Raw genomic sequence first — 23,014 nt, forward strand, 5'->3', positions numbered from 1 at the left:
AAAATAGGGAATTCTATGGTAAAGTACTATGGAACTAATGAGAATGGGAGGTATTCGATGAACCAGCAGGAACTATTACACATTATACGAGATCACTATCCCTTTGATGTTCTAACCACAGAACAGTTAGATTACATTATTTCCGGTTCTAAATACACTACCTTCAAAAAAGGTGAATTCCTTTTTCATGAAGATGAAACAGTAGAAGAACTGGATATATATTTCCTTGTCTCGGGACTTGCGAAAAACGTTCTGCATCGATCAAGTGGCAAGCAGTATTCCCTCCGATTCTATTATCCTGGGGACTTGATCGGGATCATGATTATGCTCACGAGCGGTGAAATGACCTTTTCCGTACAGGCAATTGAGAATTGCACCGTCTTCCGTATTCAGAAGGCCCGGCTCTTGGAGGTTATGACCAAGAACAATGACTTTTCAAAAATCATCTTTGAAAGTATCGGAAATCGCATGAAAACTTTGTACGATGAAATAAAAGCGAAGTCTGCCACTGATACCGACGACGAAAATATCAGCCTGTTTCGTACCAAAGTCCATACGCTAATGGATCGCCCCACTTTCATTGACGGCAATGCCACTGTTTTGGACGCAGCAAGAAAGATGAAAGAAGAAGATACATATGGTTTAGTGGTAGTAGACCAAGAGAAGAAAATGCAAGGCATTCTCACCCAACGAGAAATCCTGTCTTATATTACAAACCCAAGTATCAGTGAATCAGTAAAAGATTGGATGAAGAAAAAACCGTTTTGGATTCGTGATGAATCCTTTGCCTATGAAGCCCTTTCTTATTTCAAGCATGAAGAAGTCGACTTTGTCCCAATTATCCGCAACGATGAAGTTGTGGGAGTTCTGACCAGTACTTCATTTCTCAATATTCAGGATTCAAATTATTTGGATCTTTCGTATAAAATCCAAAAAGCCATTACGAACGACGAACTGGTAGAACTGGCAACTGTGAAAAGTAAGACTTTTCAACAGTTCATTCAAGATCTACTCCTTCAGGATAGTTTTGGCTACGATATTTGCGAAGTGATCTCAAACTATAATGATCGCCTGCACCGAAAAATCATTCAATTAACTGAAAAAGAAATGCGTAAGGAAGGATTCGGATCTGCGCCTATCAATTATTGTTTTATCGTCATGGGCAGTCAAGGCAGGAGTGAGCAAGGCTTTCATACGGATCAGGATAATGGAATCATACTCGATGATTATAATCACTTATCCGATCTCAAGAAGGTTGATTTGTATTTCCAGGCATTTACTGAAAAACTCAATTTAAAGCTGGCAGCATGCGGTTTTCCTGAATGTACTGGCGGGATCATGGCGAAGGAACAAAAATGGAAACGTTCCTATACCGATTGGAAAAAAGCGATTGATGAATGGCTTTACGAAATAGATGCACAGGAAGTCCAAAACATTACAATGTTTTATGATTTTCGTCCGATTTACGGTGATTACTCCATCGCTGAAGAAATCCGAAATTATTTAGCGGAAAAATCGAAACGATCTCTTAATATGCAGCAACTATTAAGAAAAGATGCCCTTCGCTTCAAGCTTCCTGTCGGTCCTTTGGGACGCGTGAACCTGAAACCCAGAAATCATTTATTTAATATTAAGAAGTCAGGTCTTTTGCAGATCGTCAATATGATACGTATTCATTCTGTAAAGTACGGAATCAAGGAAGTCAATACAATTAAACGTGTTCACGCATTGAAAAATATGCAGGCGTTTCATCCCAGGGATGCAGAAAATGTTAAAACAGCTATGCATATCCTTCTCACTCTGCGTACTAAGCAAAACCTTCTTGAACTTAAAGAAGGAAAGACATTAAGTAACGATATTGATGTACGTACTCTTTCAAAAGATGATCGTCAGAAATTAAAAGAATCCATCCAAATTGCTAATCGACTTCAACAAGTGATGGAAATTAGTTTTAATAGGAACCGGGTGGTTTAATGAATGATATTGGAATTAATGTGGGTTACCGCATTCTGAAATATTATTTATGGCAGCAATTTTTCTTTCGCTTTCAAGTGAAACGGGAAAAAGAAAAGCTTTCCTACCATAAATTATCTCGTGCCCTAAAAGAGTTTGAAGAGGAAAAACCCACGCTTCAACAAAAGCATTTATTCGATTGTGACTTTACCATTTTCGACCTTGAGACAACGGGCTTTTTTCCGGAGGTGGGAGATGAAATCATCTCAATCGGAGCCGTAAAGGTCAAGGAAGGTAAAGTCCAGCGAAATGACACGTTCTATCAGGTCATAAATCCCCTTCAAACGGTGTCAAGGGATACGAAACGATTTACTGGTCTAAGAAGAAAAGATTTTTTAAACGGAGTTACACTGCCGATTGGGTTGCAGCGATTTTTAGAGTTCAGCAAAGGTACCATCCTTGTTGCCCATCCTGCTAGTTTTGACATAAATTTTCTTCAGAAACGCATTTACAAGTGGCAGCTACCATCATTTAATCCGGAATATGTTGACTCCTTTTCACTTGCAAATGGATTACTGGAACGGGACGATTGTTACCTGGACGCCCTTGTAAAGAAATTTGACATCGACTCACGGACCCGTCATCATGCTCTAAATGATGCGATCATGACCGCCGAAATCTTTGAAGAACTATTAAAAATCTGTTATCAGCAAGAAGTCCACACGATACGGGGATTGAATGAGTTTATATTGGAGGAGACAAGCTCCGGGTTCTGATAAGATTTCTTCCCCTGATAAAAGAGAAAAAACGCTTGAGAACATTTCCTCAAGCGTTTTGCATGTTTATTATCGAATTTGTCCGGTTCCATGCATCATATACTTAACGGTTGTTAAAGCTGGTAGCCCCATTGGTCCTCTAGCATGAAGTTTCTGTGTAGAGATTCCAATTTCAGCACCAAATCCTAACGCTCCTCCATCAGTGAAACGAGTGGAAGCATTATGATAGAGAGCGGCTGCATCCACGAGCATCATGAATTTCTTCGCTGTTTCTGTGTTTTCCGTGACAATGGCTTCTGAATGCTTTGTACCATATTGTTCGATGTGATCGACTGCTTCATCCAAAGAAGGTACAATCTTCACGGCAATATCCAGACTTAGATATTCATTTGCCCAATCTTCTTCTCCAGCAAGCTTCGCATCTTCAATCGCTTCGACTACTTTTTCATCTCCGTGAATAGATACATTGTGTTCTTTAAGCTTTTCTACAAATGCACCCTTATTTTCTTTAAACCAGTCTTCATGCAGGATGACGGTTTCAGCTGCATTACATACCGCTGGACGGTCTGTTTTTGCATTGATGATGATGTTTAATGCTTTATCCACTTGAGCTTCTTTGTCAATATAGATATGACAGTTTCCTACGCCAGTCTCAAGGACAGGTACAGTTGCATTATTAACGACAGCATTGATTAATGCACCTCCACCGCGGGGAATCAGCACATCAATATGCTCTTTCATCGTGAATAACTCACTTGTTGCATCTCGATCGGTTGTATTAATGAATTGTACTGCATCTTTAGGAATATCCGTTTTCTCAAGTGCTTCATGCATGACGTCCACAATTGCTTTGTTCGAGGTAATGGCATTTGACCCACCTTTCAGGACAATGGCATTGCCGGATTTTAGTGCTAATCCGGTTGCATCAACCGTTACATTAGGACGTGCTTCATAAATCATTCCAATGACACCAAGTGGAACCGTTACTTTTTGAACTTGCAGTTGATTTTCAAGAGTCCAATCGGATACCACTTTTCCAGTGGGATCTTCCAAGTCAGCTACTTGACGGAGACCACTTGCGAAATCTTCAACACGTTCTTTAGAAAGTGATAAACGATCCATAAATGCAGCTTCGAAGCCCTTTTCTTTCCCTCTTTCAAGGTCTTTTTCATTTTGTTTTAGTATAGATTCGTAATTCTCCTCTAAATGATCGGCAAGGATATGAAGGGCTTTATTTTTTTGGTCGGTAGTCAGCATACTTAATGTTTTAGAAGCTTTCTTTGCTAGTATCGCTTGTTTTTTTACATCCGTTTTTTCTATAGTTAAAGTCATCAAATACCTCCTGTTTTTTTGAAAAAGAATTCGACCGGATTGTGCAGGGGAAGAAGGAGACAAACTCCTTCTTTTATACTCCTACTGGAATGGGTAAATCGACATGACATACTAGTTGGTCAATTTCGACTGCGATTTGATCCGCTTTGATGTCTGTAGGATTTTTCAGTTGTCCTGAACGGAAATTTACCATTCCCAAACCAATTTCTTCATTTCGATTATCAAGGATTCGCACGACTGCACCTTTATTAAATCGGCCTTTTACAGTATAAATATCATCAATTGTTAAACTTTCTTTTTGTTCCAGAATACGTTCTTTCGCATCTGAGTCGATGGTGATTTCACCTTCGGGACCTGAGTTGAACGCAATCCACTGCTTTTTGGAATCAAGGTTTACGGAATCTTCTGCAGATTCAAAGTACGTTCCTTTAGCAGTATGTTGGACAGCATCGTAAATAACATTTGAGTTGCCTGATTTACCTAGAAACGCAGGAATTCCAGAAGCCATTGTGATCTTAAATGCATCGATTTTGGATCTCATTCCACCTGTTCCTACAGAACTTCCAGGCTCTCCTGCCATGTCTTCGATATCTTCAGTAATTTCCGTTACGCTTTCTAACAGTTCAGCATCTGGATTTTTGCGTGGATCAGAATCATATAATCCATCAATGTCAGATAGAATGATGAGTTGATCAGCATCCACTAATGCCGCAACTTTAGCAGATAGTGTATCATTATCTCCAAATTTCAATCGGTCGATCGTTACGGTATCATTTTCATTTACAATCGGAATAATCCCTCGTTCAAGAAGAACATTGATTGTGTTTCTTGCATTGTTGTATCGGTCTTCATCAGAAAAATCACTACGAGTGATCAGAATTTGAGAAGCCACGTATCCGTTGGAGATTAACAGATCAGAATACGCTTCAATCAATAGTCCTTGGCCAATAGCTGCTGCTGCCTGCTTCTCGGGAAGAGAGCTTGGGCGTGTTAAGCATCCTAATTTACGATAGCCCGCAGCGACGGCTCCTGATGAAACAAGCAATACTTCATGACCGTCATCCTTTAATCGAACAACTTCATCAACAAGTCGCTCCAGCTTCCTGCGACTCATTTCTCCATGCAAGCTTGTTAATGAACTACTTCCAATCTTAATTACGATACGTTTCTTCTGATTATTTTGGGACATTCAATCACTCCTAGTAAAAAGGTCCGTCCCTCGCCCCTCTTTATGTGTGTAGGGACGGACTTGTATTTCTTGTTTGGTTGGTAATGTTTATATGGGGTGTTTAATAGTCGATGTTTGTTTTAGCTAGTTACTAATTGTTTGGACTGTAAGGATGAGCTGATTTCTTTCGAACGTTTTTCTGCTCCCTTGACAGCTTCTGAGATAGCCTTACCTCCGCCGAACTCTGCTAATGCATCAAGTCCTGCAGCTGTAGTACCATTTGGGGATGTTACATTTTCTCTAAGTTGAGTTGGTGATTCTTCTCGCTCAAGCATCATTTTAGCTGCGCCGAAAATGGTTTGAGCTCCGATTTTACGAGCTAATTTAGGGTCTAATCCTGCTTCAGCACCCGTCTTTTCAATGTGTTCCATTAAATAATAGAAGTATGCTGGACCACTACCGGCAATTCCAGTGAAAATGTCCATTTGGCTTTCTTCGATAACGAAAACTTCTCCGATGCTTGATAATAATTCTTCTGCATTCTCCATGTCTTCTCTAGAAGTAAAACGCCCTGCACTTATGGCTGTAGCAGATTCTTTCAACATACTTGACGTATTTGGCATGACCCGGATAACAGGCTGCCCTGCTGGTAGTTGCTCTTCCATATGAGAAGTGGTGATTCCTGCAAGCACTGACATAATCACCGTATCGTTCCTTACTAAGTGATTAATGGAATCTAATGCTTTATCAATATCCTTCGGTTTCATCGCCAGAATAAGAATATCTATTTCATTAAAGGGTAGATCATCTTTTGTTAAAGCTGTTATATCGTATTTGGCTTTCATTTCCTGAAGTCTTCCTTGATTGCTTCGATTTGAAACAATAATTTGTCCGGATGGGATTTTTCCACTTTGTACAGTTCCTGAAATCATAGCTTCAGCCATATTTCCTGCACCTAAAAAAGCAATCGTTTTATGTTTTAACAATCATATCCACTCCTGTTCGTATATTTTCTGTTTGGTTTTTAATCGTGCATTCATTTTTAAATTTAGTATTAATATAAAGGATTGTTTGTTGTTAAATTTCCTGGTTCATGTCTCTAAAAACCTTTGTTGGCGTGTGTTTTGTTCACAACGTTTATTATCGTAACATGCTGGTAAATGATATCAAGGGCAATATAGGAAGTAGTAAGGAATTGGCCGAAATAGCTAGTGGAAGCGTTATCATCACCATTTATGTTAGTCAGATTCCTTCTAAAGGCCATATATTGGCTCAGAGAGCGTATAATCAGAATTTCAAATTCTGCCTCCACTTGAATTGGCATCAATATTTTTTATGATGAAGACTGTTAGGAACGTATTCTTTCTTCCATTTGTACAAAAAAACCCGTTAAGCCATTTACCAGCTTAACGGGCTTTACGAATTCATTCAGTTGCAGCTTCATCCGAGCTTTTTCCATTTAGGAAGTCTTTTAGTGCTTTGGTGTTTTCTTCAAAATCGATTTCAAGTACTGATCCTACACCGCTATAGCTTCCAAAACCATAACTACCTTCAACTGGAATGGTGAGCTTATCCATATCACTCGTGTTACTCAACAAGATATCCTTTGCGATGGAAATCTGATCTAGCTTACTCATATTCGTCTTAATATAGGGTTGAATGGATCCTGCCATTTTCGGAAGTTTTGTGACGCCGCCTATTGAGAGTACCTCATCTTTAAGAGCGTTAATGACTTTTTGCTGTCTTTCAACCCTTCCAAAGTCCCCCTCTGCATCAGCACGGAACCTGGCATATCCTAATAATTCTTTCCCATTTAAATTTTGGACACCCGGCTGGAGGGAAACACCGATGTTTTCTGACATCGCCTTTTCAACATCCATTTCAATACCTTCAGGAGCAAGTATATCAACGGATTGTTCAAACCCCTTAAAGTCGACCACCATAAAATATTGTATATCAATGTCAAAATTGTGTTTGATGGTTTTCCTGAGTAATTCGGGTCCACCTAAATAAAAAGCTGTATTCAGCTTGTAGTTTTTATATCCGGGTATTTCAACATAGATATCTCTCATAAAGGAAACAAGTTTGGTTTCATTTGTTTTTGGATCAATCTGTGCGAGCATCATCGTGTCGGTTCTTGATTTTTCCTCGCCCCTGCTATCGACTCCTAATAACAAAACATTAACCTTACCGTTTTCATCTTTGACTCCGTTAAATTTATAATCTCCTTGAAGCTGGTCGTTTCCAGCCATTTTATATCCACTATAAAATTGATAAGCAGCATAACCGAGCACGCTAAAGATAAGTAATAATAATACCAATATCACTTTTCTTCCTCGTTTTTTCTTTCTACTCTTGCGATCTAATCGTGAATCCATTTCTTCACCTACTTTTATGACATTCATGAATTACTGATGATAGTATGAAATAGTACTCTATCCAAATACAATTGACAATCGCAGAATGCTGGATAAACTAACATATTTCTCCATACCATTTGAAAGTATATTTTATCATAAATATCCTAAAAAGTATTTATTTGTTCCTAGCATGATAAATGTAGTGAATGAAAATGCCTCCCGGTAAGTTCTCGTACATCATGTTCATCCTCTTTCTTGTAAGAAATGATAAATGAAGTAGAAGGTCCGCTAGATTTATACAAGTCTTGAATAGAGGTAACACCCTCTCTTTTTAAAGGCTTCCCCAATAAGAGAGAAAGTTCATGAAAAACGCCTTTGGAGCCCACTGGCAGAATATCGATGATGGAAGGGTGGTGTATACAGTCCATGAACAGGGATAGAGGGGCAACAGACGCAACATTTGTGATTACTTCATTTCCTACTAATGGCGTTCCGATAAGGGCATGAGCAAGGTTATGACAAGAGGTAAAAGGTCTCTCTTTTTTTCTCATCCCAATACAAGTAACTCCAAGAGCAGATTGATGTAGAACGATATTCGATTCAGAGCTTCCCGTTATGGGAATATCCTCTATGTTTAATTCACTCAAACCTTTCTTGACACCACTATAATAACTCTCCCATGCAGAATTACTCGTAAAGTTCAATACTTGAACAGCTTTTAGGGTTGCTCCCACGGATAAGCATTCCATCGCTGCTACACGAAAGCAGTAATACCCCACAGTCTCCGGTTCAGCAATGACCGCATCCCCTTTTTTGCTTCCAATCCCTCCGCTGCAATCTGATGCCAGGATCAGCTCTTCTTCATCTGAGATCGATATGGATATAACATCCCGATGTTGAATCATGCGATTTCTCCCCTTCTAATTCTTGAAACAAGAGGAGGGTACAGGAAGTGGGCAATCGTCAAATTAATGAAACTGGCCAATAATAAGGATGGAACAATGGTGTAATAAAAAGAAGGACTCAGGATAAATATAAATGGAATCCCTGCCAGTACCCCGTTTCCTATAAGAAACAGGATGGCTGCAAGTACACGTTTACCCTTCAAAAACACATATCCAAATATCCATACGAAGAAGGCCATTTCAATAGCAATGAGGACATGAAGCGGTCCCAGCGGGAATCCAACGTATAAGCTTGATAGCAAGTGTCCTCCCCCTGCAACGATTGCACCCCATCTCCGATTGTAAAGGGATGCAATTAATAGTGCAGGCATACTATCTAAAGCAATGGTCCCAATTACAGCAGGTATCTTTACCATTCCACCGATCGCAGAAAAAGCCATAAACAAGGAAAGTATTAAAAGAGTCCTTAGATTACTATTCATTTTTTTTCTGAACTTTACCTGTTGAAAATACGTTTGCGCTGCGAATATATTCAACATCTTTTACATTACAACGAAAATTGATCACACGTGCTAAGGCAAAAAAGTAGTCGGATAATCGATTGATATACTGCAATGTCACAATGGGAAAGTCCTCGTCCGTTTTTGAAAGCGAAACCATGATTCTCTCTGCTCTTCTTGTAACCGTTCTCGCAATATGAATACTTGAAGAGGCTTTCACACCACCTGGTAAAATGAATTTTTCCAGAGGGGGCGCTTCCTTAGTGAAGCGATCAATCTTCTCTTCCAACGCCTGGACGGATTGGGACTGAAGCTTGATCGTTTTATTTTTAGAAACGTTGGATAGATCACCTCCGCAATCAAAGAGCTCATGCTGAATCGTCTCAAGATCCTCTAACAAATCTGTAAAACGCTCATCATGAAGTTCAGAAATGGCTTGTCCAACGAATGAATTGACTTCATCTAATGTACCATATGCTTCGACACGAATATCATCTTTATCTACTCTTCCACCGATTAAACTCGTCTGACCTTTATCACCAGTTCTTGTGTAAAGCTGCATACCTACCCTCTCCTTTATCCTTTTAATGATGTAGCAAGCCCGTACCAAACCAGCCATACTTCTCGAGAAATTTTCGCCAGATCTTGATAAACCCATCCTGTCATATCCCGCCATTCCCTGGACAGCTTTTCCATCGGGACAATTCCTTTCCCGACCTCTGAACCTATCCAGATCACTCTGCGATCAGGGTCTTCTTCTTCCCACTGTTGTAAGGTTTGCATCAGAATTGCATAAGACTTTCTGACTTCAGGCTCATTATTTAAAATAGTTGATCGAATCCCATACTCAAGTCCCTCTATTACGATGACAGAGTTTGAAAAGTTGATATCATCCAAATGAAACCTTTCTCCACTAAATAATGGAATCCAGGTTGTATCAGTTTCTTTAAGATTAAAATGGTTTTTCACCCATATGCTTTTCCCATTAAAGGAACCTCCCGTAACGAAGTACATGTTTGATTCCTCCAATCACTTTCTGTCTTCCATACCATTTCATACCCTTCTCCATGGTTGACCTTCCACTCCCAAAACGTTCTGTGAACATGTCTGGGAGATAAAGAAGTTAATAGGTGTCGAATGACTCCGCCATGAGTAATAACGGCGTACCTCTTTCCATTGTGCTCTTCTATCTGAGCTACGATCTGTGCCCAGGCTAAATCGACTCGTTTTCCAAATTGTTCTATCCCTTCTCCATTTGGTGGAGAAATGGATGGGTCCATTAACCATTCTTGATAAACATCGTCATCCTTTAAGCTCTCATAGGTTAAACCTTCCCAGCCTCCAAAGTGTATCTCTCTTAAAAGGGATGAAGAGATCAATGGAGCATGAGGAAACAGAAAATGAGCGGTTTCTAAACAGCGGTTTAGATCACTCGAAAAGCATCGTTCATACTCTTGAAAAAAAGTATTTCGACTTTTAAGTAATTCGATTCCTTTTCGAGATAAACTGGAATTGGTCCAGCCGAGGTATTTCCCTTTCTCATTTTCCTCTGTTAAACCATGGCGAATACATGCAATAACCATATAGTCATCCATAAAAACAACTCCACCCCCTCTACACTGCCCCCGATTGTATCGCCGGTCATACCGCCAAACCATTTGATGGATCTAGAATAAACAAAGCAGAATAAAGCAAACGTCACCAGGGTAAATAAAGCATAAAAATAAAAGCAATTTAAAAAGTAGCTGCCGACTCCACCCAGTAATAAACCAGAAACAATCCAAATAAGATCATAACCCGTCACATTCTTACTGAAACCGTATCCCATTCCTGACGCCTGGGCTGGAGGGATAAGAATTAGACCCGCCCCCATCATCATTCGACTTAAAAAGGGAATCGACACAAGGACCATACCAATCAAAATAGTGGAATGGGTTTGAAGGATGGTTTCATAAATAAATAAAAACCGTGATGAAAGCAATACCGCCAGTGACAAAACGCCAAAGGCACCTACCCTCGGGTCTTTCATGATGTCTAATCGCTTCTCCCTATCTCTATAGGAAAAAAAGGCATCACTTGCATCCATATAACCATCTAAATGGATACCACCCGTTAATACGATTGGCATTACCCAAATATAGAATGATATTCCTAAAGAGCTTATGTGGGTAAAAGCATTCAAAAAAACATATCCTCCTAGAAGAATCGCACCTACAAATAAACCCAGCAGTGGAAATGTACGGACCATCCATTTCATTTCCCTATTCCCTATTGAGAATTCTTTTCGAATCGGCAGAATTGTAAAAAACTGCAGGTTCAGGAGAAAGCTTTTAAATAGGATCATGAGGCAACCGTCCTTCCTCATTGTGACCCCTCTTTTTCACAATAGGGATTCCCGCCGTCATTTCAATCGCCACACATGCTTTCTTCACCATTCTTATATGTAATGCACCAAGTCGTTTCTGGAAAGTAAGAAGATCGTTTGAATCAATTGGAAGGTCAGAAACCAATTCATTACTAACCAGGATCAGTACATTTACTCTATTTAGTAACTGTATGATAGACTGATAGATTTTCTCTTCTATATTCTGACTTTTCCCATCTCCATTACCATACATCTCATTTGTTAAAAGAGTCGTGAGGCAGTCTAACAGAACAACGGAGTGTTGAGGTATGTGGTTGACTATCCATTCAATCGAATCGGGACATTCAATCGTCCTCCATTCACCAGCAGACGCTTGCCGGTCCTGCTGGTGTTTCAAGATTCTTTGCTCCATCTCCCTGTCAGTGTTCACACCACAAGCAAGATAGACCAATGGAACGTTTGACTTTTTCATCTCTATTGCCCATTTTTCAGCAAAAGAGCTTTTGCCACTTCTAACCCCTCCGGTAATAAAATATAGGGTTCCCAAGTCGACTCCCCCTCTCCACAATCACCCTGTCGTTGAAATAATTCTACTATGTTTGATCCAAATAGCGTTGAATGGCTTTTTTCGTTACCTCATACACACCGCGCCCAATCAACTTCCCTATCGGCGTAATCGGCCCGGCAAAGGGTTCCAGCTCACCTTTTTGACTGGAGGCAATCAAAATACTGTCGGTCGGTGTCCCGGTTGCAAGCTGACCTGTTCGTCTGTCCCTCACATTCATGTCGTGAAGGGCTCTCACTTTCGCTTCTGTTGAAGTTACAAGGGCTTCAATATATGCTTCATCTGATAGATTCCCATTTAGGAACACCCACATATTAATCGTGCCTGGCCTTGTATCTATATCAAATTGATAACTTGTAGAGATATCAATCGCATTCCCGATACCTGCTGTCACCACAACGAATATGGAATGCCCCTGAACTTCGAAATGATCACATACCATATTATTTAAAGGAAGAGCCGTCATCATGCCTACAGACAATGAGGGATCCAGGTTCCTTTGAACAAGAAATTCTTTCATATCCTCTTGATAATCCGGGCAGTCATAATCTGCAGGGACTTTACGATTGATAAAGTGCTTGTACCAGCCTATTCCTGCACCAATAATCCCTGAGGACATGCATTTTAATGGATAAGGGGCAGAGAAATGTATGTATTCTCCCTTCACGTTTAGGTAACTTTCATCTAACACAAAGTTCTCTGTCGCACTCTCCTCAGGAACGATTACCATTTGAGGTTTTGCCACTAAAGGATGAGCCTGTTTTTGAACCTTTGTATGATACACCTCTTCTATATGTTTCTCTTTCAGAACCTCTTCCGGGTGGTGGAGAAGTTTGGTTCTTCCTTTGTCTAAGAGAAGTAAGCGATCACAGTATAAACTTGCTAAATTTAAATCATGAAAGATCGCGATTACCGTTAATTTTTCGTGTACCGTTTGATTCTTGATTAAATCCAATAGTGATTTCTGATACGATAGATCAAGATGATTAGTAGGTTCATCAAGCAACAGGACCTGTGGTTCCTGAGCCAGAGCCTGTGCTAGGAACACCCGCTGCCGCTCTCCCCCTGACAATTCATGAAGGTAGCGGTGCTGAAAGGACGTAATGCCCGTTTGGTTCATTACCCTCTCTACGATTTCAACATCACGTTCAGTCGTTCCTTTAAAAAAACCTTTCTGGTGAGCATATCTCCCAAGCATAACCGTTTCCCTCACTTCATAGGAGAAGGATTCTGTCGATATCTGAGGAAGTACCGCTAACTGTGTTGCTAAATCCCTTGAAGAAAAATGATGCAGTTTTTTTCCTTTTAACGTGATGGTTCCATCCATTAATGGAAGCAGACCCGTCATGGCTTTTAACAGCGTCGTCTTTCCACTGCCGTTAGGTCCAAGAATCCCAAAGAATTCTCCTTTATCTATATGAAAATTCATGTCTTCCACGATTTTTTTATCGTTGTATCCAACAGTCACCCCGTTTATATCAATCATGATGAAAGACCTCTTTTCTTTAGGAGAATATAAGCAAACATGGGGGCACCGATTAGGGATGTTATCACTCCGATTGGAAGTTCTGTCGGTGCAATGATGGTTCTCGAGATAAGATCCGCCAGAACGAGAAAGCCTCCGCCTACTATGATAGACAAAGGAAGTAAATGCTTATGATCATGCCCTACCATCCTCCGTAGAAAATGAGGGACCACAAGACCAACAAATCCGATCGTACCTGAAACGGCGACAGCCGCTCCTGTCAGGATACTTCCTGCAATTAAGATGAGAAGTTTTCTCTTTTGTACGGATATCCCGATATGATGGGCTTGTTCTTCACCAAAACTCATGCCATTCAGTTCCTTGCTATTAAAAAACAACAAAATCACTCCAACAAGGAAAAACGGGAATATAATCGCAATGTAATCCCACCCTCTCATGGATACACTTCCAAGAAGCCAACCAATGATTTGCCTTAATTCTTCTCCAGTTAGGGCGATCATTAAGGAAATAAAGGACCCTAAAAAAGAGCTGAAAATAATTCCTGTTAATATGATTGTTTCTACCTTCATTGTTCTTTCAACTTTTTGCGCAAACCATAATACGAGGAACACGGTAATAATCGAACAAAGAATACTGAGAAAAGGAAGCGTAAACTTACCAATGAACGGAATGCTCCAATTAAAAAACAATGTAATAACAGCTCCGACTGATGCTCCTGAAGACACACCCAATGTATACGGATCCGCCAGCGGGTTGCGCAAAAGTCCTTGAAAAGAAGCTCCTGCGATTGCTAAGGAGCTTCCAACCAAAAGTGCCAATAATACTCTGGGTAATCTAATTGAAAAGACAATGTTTGTAAACATCGGATCAATCTCTTCTGGTAAATGGTATCCTAACCATTTAGCTCCGACGATGTACAAAATGTCCTTCGGCGGCACCGGAATGGTTCCAATCGATATACCGGCAAGAAGAGCGAATAGTAAAAACGATACTGCCAATCCGTATGTTATCCATATTTTATTCTGTAAATAACTCCGGATAGATCGACTTTGCAATTTCCTCTACTCCTTCAACCAGTCTTGGGCCAGTACGTGTGACCAGGTCAGAATGTACGTCATGAACTTCCTCATTTTTCACAGCACTCACGTCTTTCCATCCTTCCCGGCCCATCACTTGTTCTTTAGGATTTTCGCTGTAGTAACCATATGTTGTAATGATGATGTCTGGATTTGATGCGATGACTGCTTCCTGGTTTACTTGGATCCATCCCTCTTGATCACTCATCACATTTTCGGCATTTACAAGTGATAGCATTTGATCGATGAATGTATTTTTACCTGTAGAATATATGTCAGGCGAAGGTGACACCTCTATATACACTTTTTTCTTTTCGGAGACACCACTGACTTTTTCCTTAATGGATTCTAGATCAGCTTTCATCTCCGAAATGATGGATTCAGCTTCATCTTTCTTGCCAACCAATGTGCCGATGTTTTCCATCGTGGTGTATACTTCCTCAAAGTTATTGGCATCACGTACGATATATACCTTTACCCCTGCACCTCGAAGCTGTTCTAACCCCTCTTCTGCCGAAACAGCAGTGGACTCATGAGCGAGAACCAAATCCGGATTCAGACTGATAATCTTCTCAACGTTAAATTCCATTCCACCTATTTTTTCTTTCTCCGCCGCTTCTTTTGGATAATTATCAAAATCTGAAACCCCCACAATTTCCTTATTCAACCCTAACTCGAATAAGATTTCTGTGTTGCTTGGAATCAATGAAACAATATGCTTAGGTTGCTCTTCCAGCGTAACTTTATTACTAAGAGCGTCGCTTACCGACAAAGGGAAATCAGATTGTCCCTTAGTGACTTCTCCATTACCTTTTCCCTTTTCTACATTTTCACCATCAGCACCGCATGCTGAGAGGATCCCTAAAGATAATAATAGTGCGAAAATGATTTTGAAGTGTTTCATGTTTTTTCCCCCTGTGAATTGAACTTATTGTCAGACAAAAAAACACCTCTAGTGGGACTAGAGATGTTGTGTAAGATGCAAAAATGGCTTCCATACCGTCAAACATGCACATTACACCTTTCTATCCGCGTAGATTTGGTGCGAAAGACATTAGGCAGGTCTCCTGGCTCATGGTCAATGTTTGCTGCACCTTCCCATACCTATTAGTACAGTGGCATTCATACAGCGCACTTCCATTTACAGTGGCGGGACCGCGTTGGAATTACACCAACTTCCCTATTATGAAGCTAAAAGTTTGCTACCGAAACTTCGGCTTCACCTAATCTCGTATCATATGTAATTGTTCCGTTCACATGAATTATACACAAGTTATCATCGTTAGTGAATTGATTTTTATGAATTTGTGGAAATTTGCAGAATGATTGAATCTACCTCTATAATGCATGTTGATGCCTGGGCTATAGAATAGGAAAAGAGCTTTGGCTTATGTGATTTATCAATTGCCCACTTATAGTAAACCATATAGGCAAAGAAGCTTTGATGCTAATTGATTGTCGCTTCCTCCCTTTCATGATAGAATCTTTTTCAAGCTATTGCTTTACTACTTTAGAGTGGCATATGTATAGGAGGTTTTCGCAATGAATGAAAAGAAAGAGTTCGCTACTTTTGCCGGGGGTTGTTTTTGGTGTATGGTAAAACCATTTGATGAACTACCGGGTATTATTGACGTCGTATCAGGTTATTCAGGGGGCCATCTTGAAAACCCTACCTATCAGGATATCAAAGCCGGTAACAGCGGACATTATGAAGCTGTTCAAATTACCTTCGACCCTGCTCTCTTTCCCTATGAAAGATTATTAGAACTATACTGGCCGCAAATTGATCCGACTGATGACGGAGGACAATTCCATGATCGCGGTGACCAGTATCGCACAGCTATTTTCTATCACAATGATCATCAAAAACAATTAGCAGAAAACTCGAAGAAAGAAATAGAAGAAAGTGGACGATTCAAAAATCCAATCGTCACAAAGATCCTACCTGCCTCAACCTTCTACCAGGCAGAAGAATATCATCAAAAGTTCTACAAAAAGAATCCCGATGAATATAAACAAGACCGGGCGAAATCCGGTCGTGACGAATTTATTGAGAGTCATTGGGATAACCCAAAAGCTTAAGGGCTTTAAAAAAATGTATCATTCCCCGAGAATGAAAAAAACTCCTTTCGCCAAACTAATTGGCAGAAAGGAGTTTTTATATGAAGAAAAATGATCACGTTAAAGAAGATAAAGAGCAAGTCGTTGGATATGAAGGGCCAGGGAAACTGGTGAACTTCTTTGATCCCTATCCAGCTGAAGACGAGGCGAAAGTGAATAATTCTGATACGGTGGATAATCATAGTTCTGAATGAAAATGAAAATATAAGGTGATGGTAATCATGCATCAAACCATCACCTTATATTTTTTTTATCCTATAAAACGGTTTACCTTCACTTGTTCATCTAAGATCAATTCCGCCGTAAGTTGTCCAGAAAGCGTGACCATTGGCACACCTCCACCCGGATGGGTTGAACCTCCAACAAAATACATATTAGAGAGCACTCTGCTCTTGTTCGGAATCTTGAAACCGCCGTTAAGCTTCCGGTCTGTGACAGTACCATAGATCGATCCACCATTCGCCCCATAAAGGGTTTGAATGTCGTTTGGAGTGAAGGTATATTCGTATTCTATATGATCCCTTAAATTGGTTACGCCCATTTTCTCAAGCTTATCCAGGACTTTGAGGCGATAAGATTCTTTGTATTGTGCCCAATCTTCCCCCTCTTTTAATGGAGGCACATGTGTTAACACAAACATGTTTTCTTTCCCTTCAGGAGCCTGTGTGGAATCCGATTTCGACGAGATGCCGATGTAAATCGTCGGATCGTCAGAAAGCTTTTGCTCATCGAAGATCTGTCTGAATTCTTTTTTTGGATCCTTACTGAAAAAGAAATTATGGTGAGCGAGGTGATCATATTTACGATCTACCCCGAGTAGCAGCACCAGTCCTGAAACCGTTGGAGCAAATTTGCTTAATTCATCGACTTCCTTAGAAGATTCATGATAATCAGCTAAGAGGGATTTGTAGCAAGGAATGGCCTCTAAGTTGGATACAACGATGTCCGCCATCAGCTCTTCTCCAATTTTTGTTCGGACTCCTTCAGCACGGCTGCCTGATGTAAGTATATCTTCAACTTCACAATTTAAGCGGACCTCTACATTGAGTTCCTCCAACACCTTGGCCATTGCCTCAGCAATTTTGTACATTCCGCCTTTTACGTAATGGACTCCAAGACCTAACTGAACATGGGTAAGCTGTGACATGATGGCTGGTGCATGGTAAGGCGAAGACCCTACGTACATGATAAGGAAGTTAAATAGCTGCTGTAGATGCTTGTCTTTAATGAATTTACGATTTGCAGCATCCATGGATTTCATTGGATCCATTTGCAGTAATTCTTTGACCGGATGCATCGTGCGCAAGTCTTGCAAGCCATTGATGCTCTTTTTATAGAAACTTTTCATTGTAAGTTCATACATTTTTCCACAGTAGCTTAAATAGTTAAAGAAGTTATTCGCATCCTCTGTGGATGTCTTCTTCATTTCTTCTAACATGGTCGGGAGATCCGAAGAAACATCAAGGACCCTTCCATCTTCAAAAAATGTCCTCCAGCCCGGATCCACTCTGATGATATCTACATAATCATTAAGATCACGGTCCGCATGAGCAAATACTTTCTCCAGTACCCATGGCATCGTAAGGATGGAAGGTCCTGTATCGAAAGAAAAGCCTTTTCCTTTTCTTTTATTTAATTTTCCGCCAAGTCTTTCCCCTTTTTCAACAATCGTAACGTCATATCCTTCTGAGGCAAGACGGATGGCTGTTGACATACCTCCCAAGCCGCCTCCTACTACTATTACTTTCTTCTTCATTTCATTTCCTCCTAACGAGAAAGATCGTTTTCGACTGAATCGTCTATTCAGCTTTCCATTGTGCCCATTTTGTAGGATTTCAAACCAAATTTAACATGAATTGATGCAAGAGAATTCAGCACAAAACATCCAATCCTGATGAATAAACGTATCACCTTTAACGAAAATGGTTAAAATGTCGATACAAATCAATAGATTAGAGGGTGAAAAAATGTATATTTGGTTAGGGACTGTTATTCTTACCGTTTTCCTTTTCACTAGAATTCCTACCGTCAAAAAGTCCATTCATGTAAGGAATAGTTTTCTCGTGAAAAAATGCTCCATCATCATTCCTGCAAGAAATGAAGAGCAGACGATTGGAAATCTATTATCCAGTATTCAGAAGCAATTTATTCAGCCCGTAGAAGTGATCGTTGTGAATGATGGATCAAAGGATCGAACGAAGGAAATAGCTGAAGGATACGGAGCAACAGTCATCGATCCACTCCCTCTGCCAAGTGGATGGAACGGGAAATCCTGGGCTTGTTGGAATGGGATGAAAGCATCAAAGGGTGAATTCTTATTGTTTGTTGATTCTGACACATGGTTTGAGCAAGCAGGACTGCTTAGAATATGCGAGACTTATCAACAACAGCAATGTCAGGGAGTTCTGAGCATTCACCCTTATCATCGGATGAATAGTGGATATGAGGCATTATCCATGATTTTTCATTTAATGGTTTTCGCCTCAACCGGTGTCACCCATCTCCTTTCCGGGTTGTTCAACCCTTCCGGTGGCTTTGGTCAGTGCTTCCTGTGTTCAAGAGATGTATATCGTCGAATCGGTGGCCACGAAGCAATCAAAGGAGAAATGGTGGAGCATTTTGCCTTAAGTCGACACGCTAAAAAATGTGGAGAATCAGTAGAAGCAGTCAGCGGAAGTAATGCGATTTCCATGAGAATGTATGGGAACGGTTTACGTGAGTTAATGCAAGGATGGTCGAAGAGTTTCGCTTCCGGGGCAAAATCGACAAATATCATATTATTGGGACTTTCTTCTTTGTGGATTGCCGCTTTCACTTCTTTAATCATTCATTCGCCGGTAATGGTATGGACAAACCCATATATTTATATGATTCAGTACATTTTTTTAAGTGTTTACTTGTATTTCATAATTAGTAGGATAGGGAATTTCACCGTTTTTGATACGCTCTTATTTCCAATCCATATTCTATTTTTTATTGTGACTTTTTCCCACTCCGTTTTGACTACATTTTTCACGAAAAACACGAAGTGGAAGGATCGATATGTTTATATAGAAAAAGGGAAGGATGAAAAAATGAAATGATCATCCTTCTGAATGTTGTCGCATGGGTAAGTATTCATTTCTTTGTTTCCTATATGGCTTCCAGATTGACCCCACACCAACTCCAGAAATTGTCCACCCTCTTCCAACCATTGGAAATGGAAGCGGGTGGCGGAATGTATAGGTTTATAAGGATCAAAAAATGGAAGAAGCATATACCCGATGCAGGAGGATGGTTTCGGGGAGGAGTGAATAAGAATGAAATCGGGCTATCTTCTCATCAGGGTAGAGTGGCCTTCCTTAACGAATTGAAACGTGCCGAATGATCTCACTGGCTGCAAATGATACCGGCACCATTCTTTTATATTCTAAATAATGGCGTTGTGTCCTGGGTGATGTTTTTATATGGAATTCTATTTAATCTCCCACTTATCTTGGTGCAGCGCTACAATCGAATGAGAATTGTCCAGATAATGGTCCAATATGCTCCACCTGAGGAATCGGGGCCACCAGGGGAGACTAATACCCCGACTTTTAACCATTTTTCAAATAGTGCATAAATTTATAAAAATTTGTACATTTTAAGAATAAGAACCGAGGAAGTCCTCCACTACAATAAGCCATAAATCGCCCGATTTGCTCGGTTCCCTTCTCTAATTCCCTCCTTCTTCAATAAAACCATTATGCAGAAATTTGTCGAACAAATAGTCTCTTCTTTTTCTCATCATTATGCTAAACTAATTGCATCAATGACGAGGGGGAAATAACATGCAAAAAACGTTCAAAACACTTTCATTTCAAGAAGGAGTGAACGTTTAGGATCCTTATACATGAAACGACGCTCCTTCTTCCGGGACATATAGTACAACAAAAGGAAGTAGGAGACATGAATGAACAAACAAACGATTGCATCCCATAATATCCGGATGCTATTTTGGATTTCTTTTTTTGGTACGATCAGTTTTCTTCAACCAGTCTTAACTTTATTCTATTTTGAAAGAGGATTATCTTCTTCCCAAATTTTGATTTTACTCATGTTTTGGAGTGGAGCTGTATTAATTGGAGAAGTGCCAACTGGAATGTTTGCTGATCGGTTTGGGGCAAAGTATTCCTTTTTATTTGGATCTATTCTTAAAATCCTTAGTATTGCGCTGCTTTTATTCGCCTATGAGCCATGGGTGTTTTTCCTGTACAGCTTTATAAATGGGTTTAGCGTGACCTTTTTTTCCGGGGCTGATGAGGCACTTATCTATGACTCACTCAAAGAATCCAATGAAGAAAATCGCATGGATCATGCAATGGGCAAAATTCAATCTGCCACATTTATCAGTATGTTGATTGCGGTTATGTTCGGCTCTTATTTAGCTAAAGATTTAGCTGACAGCCAATTTAATCTACTCATTACCTTAGGCTTGGCGTTCCATTTAATAGAGGTTTTCTTCGTCTTCAGAATTAAGCAGCCCACTATGGACTCCTTCAAAAAAGAGAATCCTTTTTCTCAAATTAAAAGCGGTCTGCTCGTGATTCGTCAAGCACCGGAGCTTTTGCTGATGTTTCTAAACGTAACATTGGTCTTCATTCCTGCAGGTGCTGTATATCAATACTTTGATCAGCCCTTGATGAAGGAGGCAGGGTTGCCTGTTTATCTAATTGGAGTTTTTTATGCCATTTCGGCAGTCATGGGTTTTCTTGCTTCTAATTCCATTGGATGGATGACTGCAAAAGTTTCGAGGGTGAAGCTTATGAGTGTATCTGGTTTGTTAGCGGTAGTTGGGTTACTATTATCCGCCATATTCGGTTCTTCTTTATGGATTGTTCTTGGATCTTTTTTCGTATTAAGACTCGTTCGAGCCATCCGTTATCCGATATACTCTCAATTAAGCAATGATTTGATTCCATCCGGGATCAGGGCGACAACGATCTCATTGCTATCCATTGTAGATTCCGGCTTGGACCTTGCAGTGTTTGGAGTGTTATCCACAATTGCAGTGACAGGATATTCCTCTGTATTGATTGGATGTGCCTTTATCGCATTAATCGGTACGCTCCTGCCTATTAAATCCGTAAGTGTACAGAAAGGCCAGCAAAATGTGAATCAAATAGAATCATAATACAAAAGAGGGGCCACACTCTCAGCCGGAGCCTCCTCGCTATTTTTATTGCTTTTTCAAGTACGTCCAGCCTTCTTCTTGATAAACCCGGCCTTCCTTCATGAGTTTCCCAAGGGCTCGTTTGAAAGAAGCTTTGCTCATATTAAAGCGGTCTTTGATGTCATCCGGCTGGCTCTTATCCCAAAAAGGAATGGCTCCATTTCTTTCTTCCAGATACTCAAGAATGACTTCTGCATCATCCAACATCTTGTCCTGCTTTAACGGTAAGAACGATACATTTAAGTTCCCGTCATCCTTAACGTCGATGACTCTTCCTTCAACCAGCTCTCCCAGTCTTGGCTCCGCTTTGCGTTCATTCTCGTGAACGAAGCATCGATATCCTTGTTCGGATAAGAAGAACGTTCCGACTCTCAGCAGTCGATATACTCTTCCTTGCACTTTTGCGTTCATCATTTCTGCAGATGCTCTTCTAGATACCTGTTCAATGATATTTTCAGTGGCTAATCGTCCGTATAAACGATCCTGCTTATCACGATTCAATGTTAAAAACAACTGATCGCCCGGGTTTGGCCAAAGTTCAAGGAATTTAGGAAGATCATCTGCTGACACTAAAATATCTTTAGGCAAGCCAATGTTAACGAAAACGCCTAAATCCTCCCGTTTATCCACTACCTCAGCCCATCCGTAAGCACCTACTTGTACTTTAGGGATACGCATTGTCGCTGTCAGACGAACATCCTTATCATGATAAAGAAATACCTTCACAGTATCTCCTTCTTGAATTTCTTCTGTAATTTCAGAATGGTGCAGTAACACACGATCTATTTCATTCGTTAGAAAGAAACCATACGGTACTTCATGATCAACGAATAAATCCACTACCGTACCTGGTTTTAAAGAAGACATTATTCTATTTCCTCCTATTTCAATTAAGTATTTACTTAAGTTCTCTCTATTCAACGTTTGTATTCACTAAATATAGCTTTTTTAGATGATTATGTATAGTACATGCGGCGATCTTTATAATAAACCATCAATTTAGAAAATAATGAATTCACGAACATTTTTTACTTCCATTGACCTGATGAAAGTGACTTGATATGATGCTTCTAATTCAATTATAACAAAATCTCATACACCTTGTATAAGTTCAAGAATACGGCTTGAACGTTTCTACCAGCTACCTTAAATGGCTTGTCTACAAGAATAAAGTAATTCTTTAACAATTATTTTATCCTGTGGATATAACTCTGGT

The 23,014-nt window shown here is 40.1% G+C and carries 22 protein-coding genes, 1 pseudogene and 2 riboswitches; of the genes and pseudogenes, 7 read left to right on the forward strand and 16 right to left on the reverse strand.

The genetic code is table 11. From position 1 onward, the window contains the following. Positions 1 to 57: 57 nt before the first annotated feature. Together Q1B03_RS01365 and Q1B03_RS01370 are read left to right on the forward strand one after the other, a co-directional pair. Entirely contained in the window at positions 58 to 1,974 is a 1,917-nt protein-coding gene (locus Q1B03_RS01365) for a DUF294 nucleotidyltransferase-like domain-containing protein (RefSeq protein ID WP_299737358.1), read from the forward strand. Continuing rightward, positions 1,974 to 2,729, forward strand: a complete 756-nt coding sequence (locus Q1B03_RS01370) for a PolC-type DNA polymerase III (protein WP_299737359.1) — start codon at positions 1,974 to 1,976, stop codon at positions 2,727 to 2,729. The genes Q1B03_RS01365 and Q1B03_RS01370 overlap by 1 nt, the downstream gene beginning before the upstream one ends. A 69-nt stretch (positions 2,730 to 2,798) precedes the next feature. Here Q1B03_RS01370 and Q1B03_RS01375 read toward each other — a convergent pair whose 3' ends face one another. The 14 genes from Q1B03_RS01375 to Q1B03_RS01440 all read right to left on the reverse strand — a co-directional run bounded on the left by Q1B03_RS01375 (position 2,799) and on the right by Q1B03_RS01440 (position 15,390). Further along, positions 2,799 to 4,061, reverse strand: a complete 1,263-nt coding sequence (locus Q1B03_RS01375; protein WP_299737360.1) for a glutamate-5-semialdehyde dehydrogenase — start codon at positions 4,059 to 4,061, stop codon at positions 2,799 to 2,801. A 73-nt stretch (positions 4,062 to 4,134) separates the two neighbouring features. Then, the gene (gene proB, locus Q1B03_RS01380) at positions 4,135 to 5,250 is read right to left on the reverse strand and encodes a glutamate 5-kinase (protein ID WP_299737361.1); all 1,116 of its coding nucleotides are present in this window, start codon (positions 5,248 to 5,250) and stop codon (positions 4,135 to 4,137) included. A 119-nt stretch (positions 5,251 to 5,369) separates the two neighbouring features. Next, positions 5,370 to 6,215, reverse strand: coding sequence for a pyrroline-5-carboxylate reductase (proC, locus tag Q1B03_RS01385; protein WP_299737363.1), 846 nt, complete (start codon positions 6,213 to 6,215; stop codon positions 5,370 to 5,372). Positions 6,216 to 6,653: 438 nt separating this feature from the next. Then, entirely contained in the window at positions 6,654 to 7,607 is a 954-nt protein-coding gene (locus Q1B03_RS01390; RefSeq protein ID WP_299737366.1) for an LCP family protein, read from the reverse strand. A 167-nt stretch (positions 7,608 to 7,774) separates the two neighbouring features. After that, entirely contained in the window at positions 7,775 to 8,494 is a 720-nt protein-coding gene (locus Q1B03_RS01395) for an ATP-binding protein (RefSeq protein ID WP_299737368.1), read from the reverse strand. Further along, complete coding sequence (locus Q1B03_RS01400) at positions 8,491 to 8,976, reverse strand: ECF transporter S component (RefSeq protein WP_366141268.1); 486 nt, start codon at positions 8,974 to 8,976, stop codon at positions 8,491 to 8,493. The genes Q1B03_RS01395 and Q1B03_RS01400 overlap by 4 nt, the downstream gene beginning before the upstream one ends. After that, positions 8,969 to 9,556, reverse strand: a complete 588-nt coding sequence (locus Q1B03_RS01405; protein WP_299737372.1) for a cob(I)yrinic acid a,c-diamide adenosyltransferase — start codon at positions 9,554 to 9,556, stop codon at positions 8,969 to 8,971. Before Q1B03_RS01405 ends, Q1B03_RS01400 begins: the two co-directional genes overlap by 8 nt. A gap of 14 nt (positions 9,557 to 9,570) precedes the next feature. Continuing rightward, entirely contained in the window at positions 9,571 to 10,008 is a 438-nt protein-coding gene (locus Q1B03_RS01410) for a bifunctional adenosylcobinamide kinase/adenosylcobinamide-phosphate guanylyltransferase (protein WP_299737374.1), read from the reverse strand. Further along, entirely contained in the window at positions 9,960 to 10,589 is a 630-nt protein-coding gene (locus Q1B03_RS01415; protein WP_299737376.1) for a histidine phosphatase family protein, read from the reverse strand. Before Q1B03_RS01415 ends, Q1B03_RS01410 begins: the two co-directional genes overlap by 49 nt. Then, positions 10,547 to 11,338: an adenosylcobinamide-GDP ribazoletransferase gene (locus tag Q1B03_RS01420; RefSeq protein ID WP_299737377.1), complete on the reverse strand. Its 792-nt coding sequence runs from the start codon at positions 11,336 to 11,338 to the stop codon at positions 10,547 to 10,549. The genes Q1B03_RS01415 and Q1B03_RS01420 overlap by 43 nt, the downstream gene beginning before the upstream one ends. Continuing rightward, complete coding sequence (locus Q1B03_RS01425; protein WP_299737379.1) at positions 11,325 to 11,906, reverse strand: bifunctional adenosylcobinamide kinase/adenosylcobinamide-phosphate guanylyltransferase; 582 nt, start codon at positions 11,904 to 11,906, stop codon at positions 11,325 to 11,327. The genes Q1B03_RS01420 and Q1B03_RS01425 overlap by 14 nt, the downstream gene beginning before the upstream one ends. A gap of 46 nt (positions 11,907 to 11,952) precedes the next feature. Then, positions 11,953 to 13,410: an adenosylcobinamide amidohydrolase gene (locus tag Q1B03_RS01430; RefSeq protein ID WP_299737381.1), complete on the reverse strand. Its 1,458-nt coding sequence runs from the start codon at positions 13,408 to 13,410 to the stop codon at positions 11,953 to 11,955. Next, entirely contained in the window at positions 13,407 to 14,465 is a 1,059-nt protein-coding gene (locus Q1B03_RS01435) for an iron ABC transporter permease (protein WP_299737383.1), read from the reverse strand. The genes Q1B03_RS01430 and Q1B03_RS01435 overlap by 4 nt, the downstream gene beginning before the upstream one ends. Then, the gene (locus Q1B03_RS01440; protein WP_299737385.1) at positions 14,428 to 15,390 is read right to left on the reverse strand and encodes an ABC transporter substrate-binding protein; all 963 of its coding nucleotides are present in this window, start codon (positions 15,388 to 15,390) and stop codon (positions 14,428 to 14,430) included. Before Q1B03_RS01440 ends, Q1B03_RS01435 begins: the two co-directional genes overlap by 38 nt. Before the next feature lie 135 nt (positions 15,391 to 15,525). Next, a riboswitch (cobalamin riboswitch) is annotated at positions 15,526 to 15,728 on the reverse strand. Between the two features lie 300 nt (positions 15,729 to 16,028). Between Q1B03_RS01440 and msrA the strand changes: the two genes are divergently transcribed. Beyond that, positions 16,029 to 16,568: a peptide-methionine (S)-S-oxide reductase MsrA gene (msrA, locus tag Q1B03_RS01445; RefSeq protein ID WP_299737387.1), complete on the forward strand. Its 540-nt coding sequence runs from the start codon at positions 16,029 to 16,031 to the stop codon at positions 16,566 to 16,568. An 80-nt stretch (positions 16,569 to 16,648) separates the two neighbouring features. Then, positions 16,649 to 16,801: a hypothetical protein gene (locus tag Q1B03_RS01450; protein ID WP_299737389.1), complete on the forward strand. Its 153-nt coding sequence runs from the start codon at positions 16,649 to 16,651 to the stop codon at positions 16,799 to 16,801. A 56-nt stretch (positions 16,802 to 16,857) separates the two neighbouring features. On the opposite strand, the gene crtI is transcribed toward Q1B03_RS01450, so the two are convergent. Next, a complete protein-coding gene (crtI, locus tag Q1B03_RS01455) occupies positions 16,858 to 18,363 on the reverse strand; it encodes an NAD(P)/FAD-dependent oxidoreductase (protein WP_299737391.1) in 1,506 nt (501 codons plus the stop codon). Positions 18,364 to 18,574: 211 nt separating this feature from the next. Here crtI and Q1B03_RS01460 point away from each other — a divergent pair, with 211 nt between their 5' ends. The 3 genes and pseudogenes from Q1B03_RS01460 to Q1B03_RS01470 all read left to right on the forward strand — a co-directional run bounded on the left by Q1B03_RS01460 (position 18,575) and on the right by Q1B03_RS01470 (position 21,759). Next, positions 18,575 to 19,690: a glycosyltransferase family 2 protein gene (locus tag Q1B03_RS01460; RefSeq protein ID WP_299737394.1), complete on the forward strand. Its 1,116-nt coding sequence runs from the start codon at positions 18,575 to 18,577 to the stop codon at positions 19,688 to 19,690. A 53-nt stretch (positions 19,691 to 19,743) separates the two neighbouring features. Continuing rightward, positions 19,744 to 20,208: pseudogene (locus tag Q1B03_RS01465) on the forward strand (hypothetical protein). A 330-nt stretch (positions 20,209 to 20,538) separates the two neighbouring features. Next, positions 20,539 to 21,759, forward strand: coding sequence for an MFS transporter (locus Q1B03_RS01470; protein ID WP_299737396.1), 1,221 nt, complete (start codon positions 20,539 to 20,541; stop codon positions 21,757 to 21,759). 45 nt (positions 21,760 to 21,804) lie between these two features. On the opposite strand, the gene Q1B03_RS01475 is transcribed toward Q1B03_RS01470, so the two are convergent. After that, positions 21,805 to 22,665 carry a S1 RNA-binding domain-containing protein gene (locus tag Q1B03_RS01475; RefSeq protein WP_299737398.1) on the reverse strand — a complete coding sequence of 287 codons (861 nt, stop codon included), beginning with the start codon at positions 22,663 to 22,665 and terminating at the stop codon, positions 21,805 to 21,807. A gap of 214 nt (positions 22,666 to 22,879) precedes the next feature. Then, positions 22,880 to 22,980, forward strand: a riboswitch (purine riboswitch). The last annotated feature ends 34 nt before the right edge of the window (positions 22,981 to 23,014 follow it).

The organism is uncultured Rossellomorea sp. (assembly GCF_947488365.1).
Taxonomy (GTDB): domain Bacteria; phylum Bacillota; class Bacilli; order Bacillales; family Bacillaceae_B; genus Rossellomorea.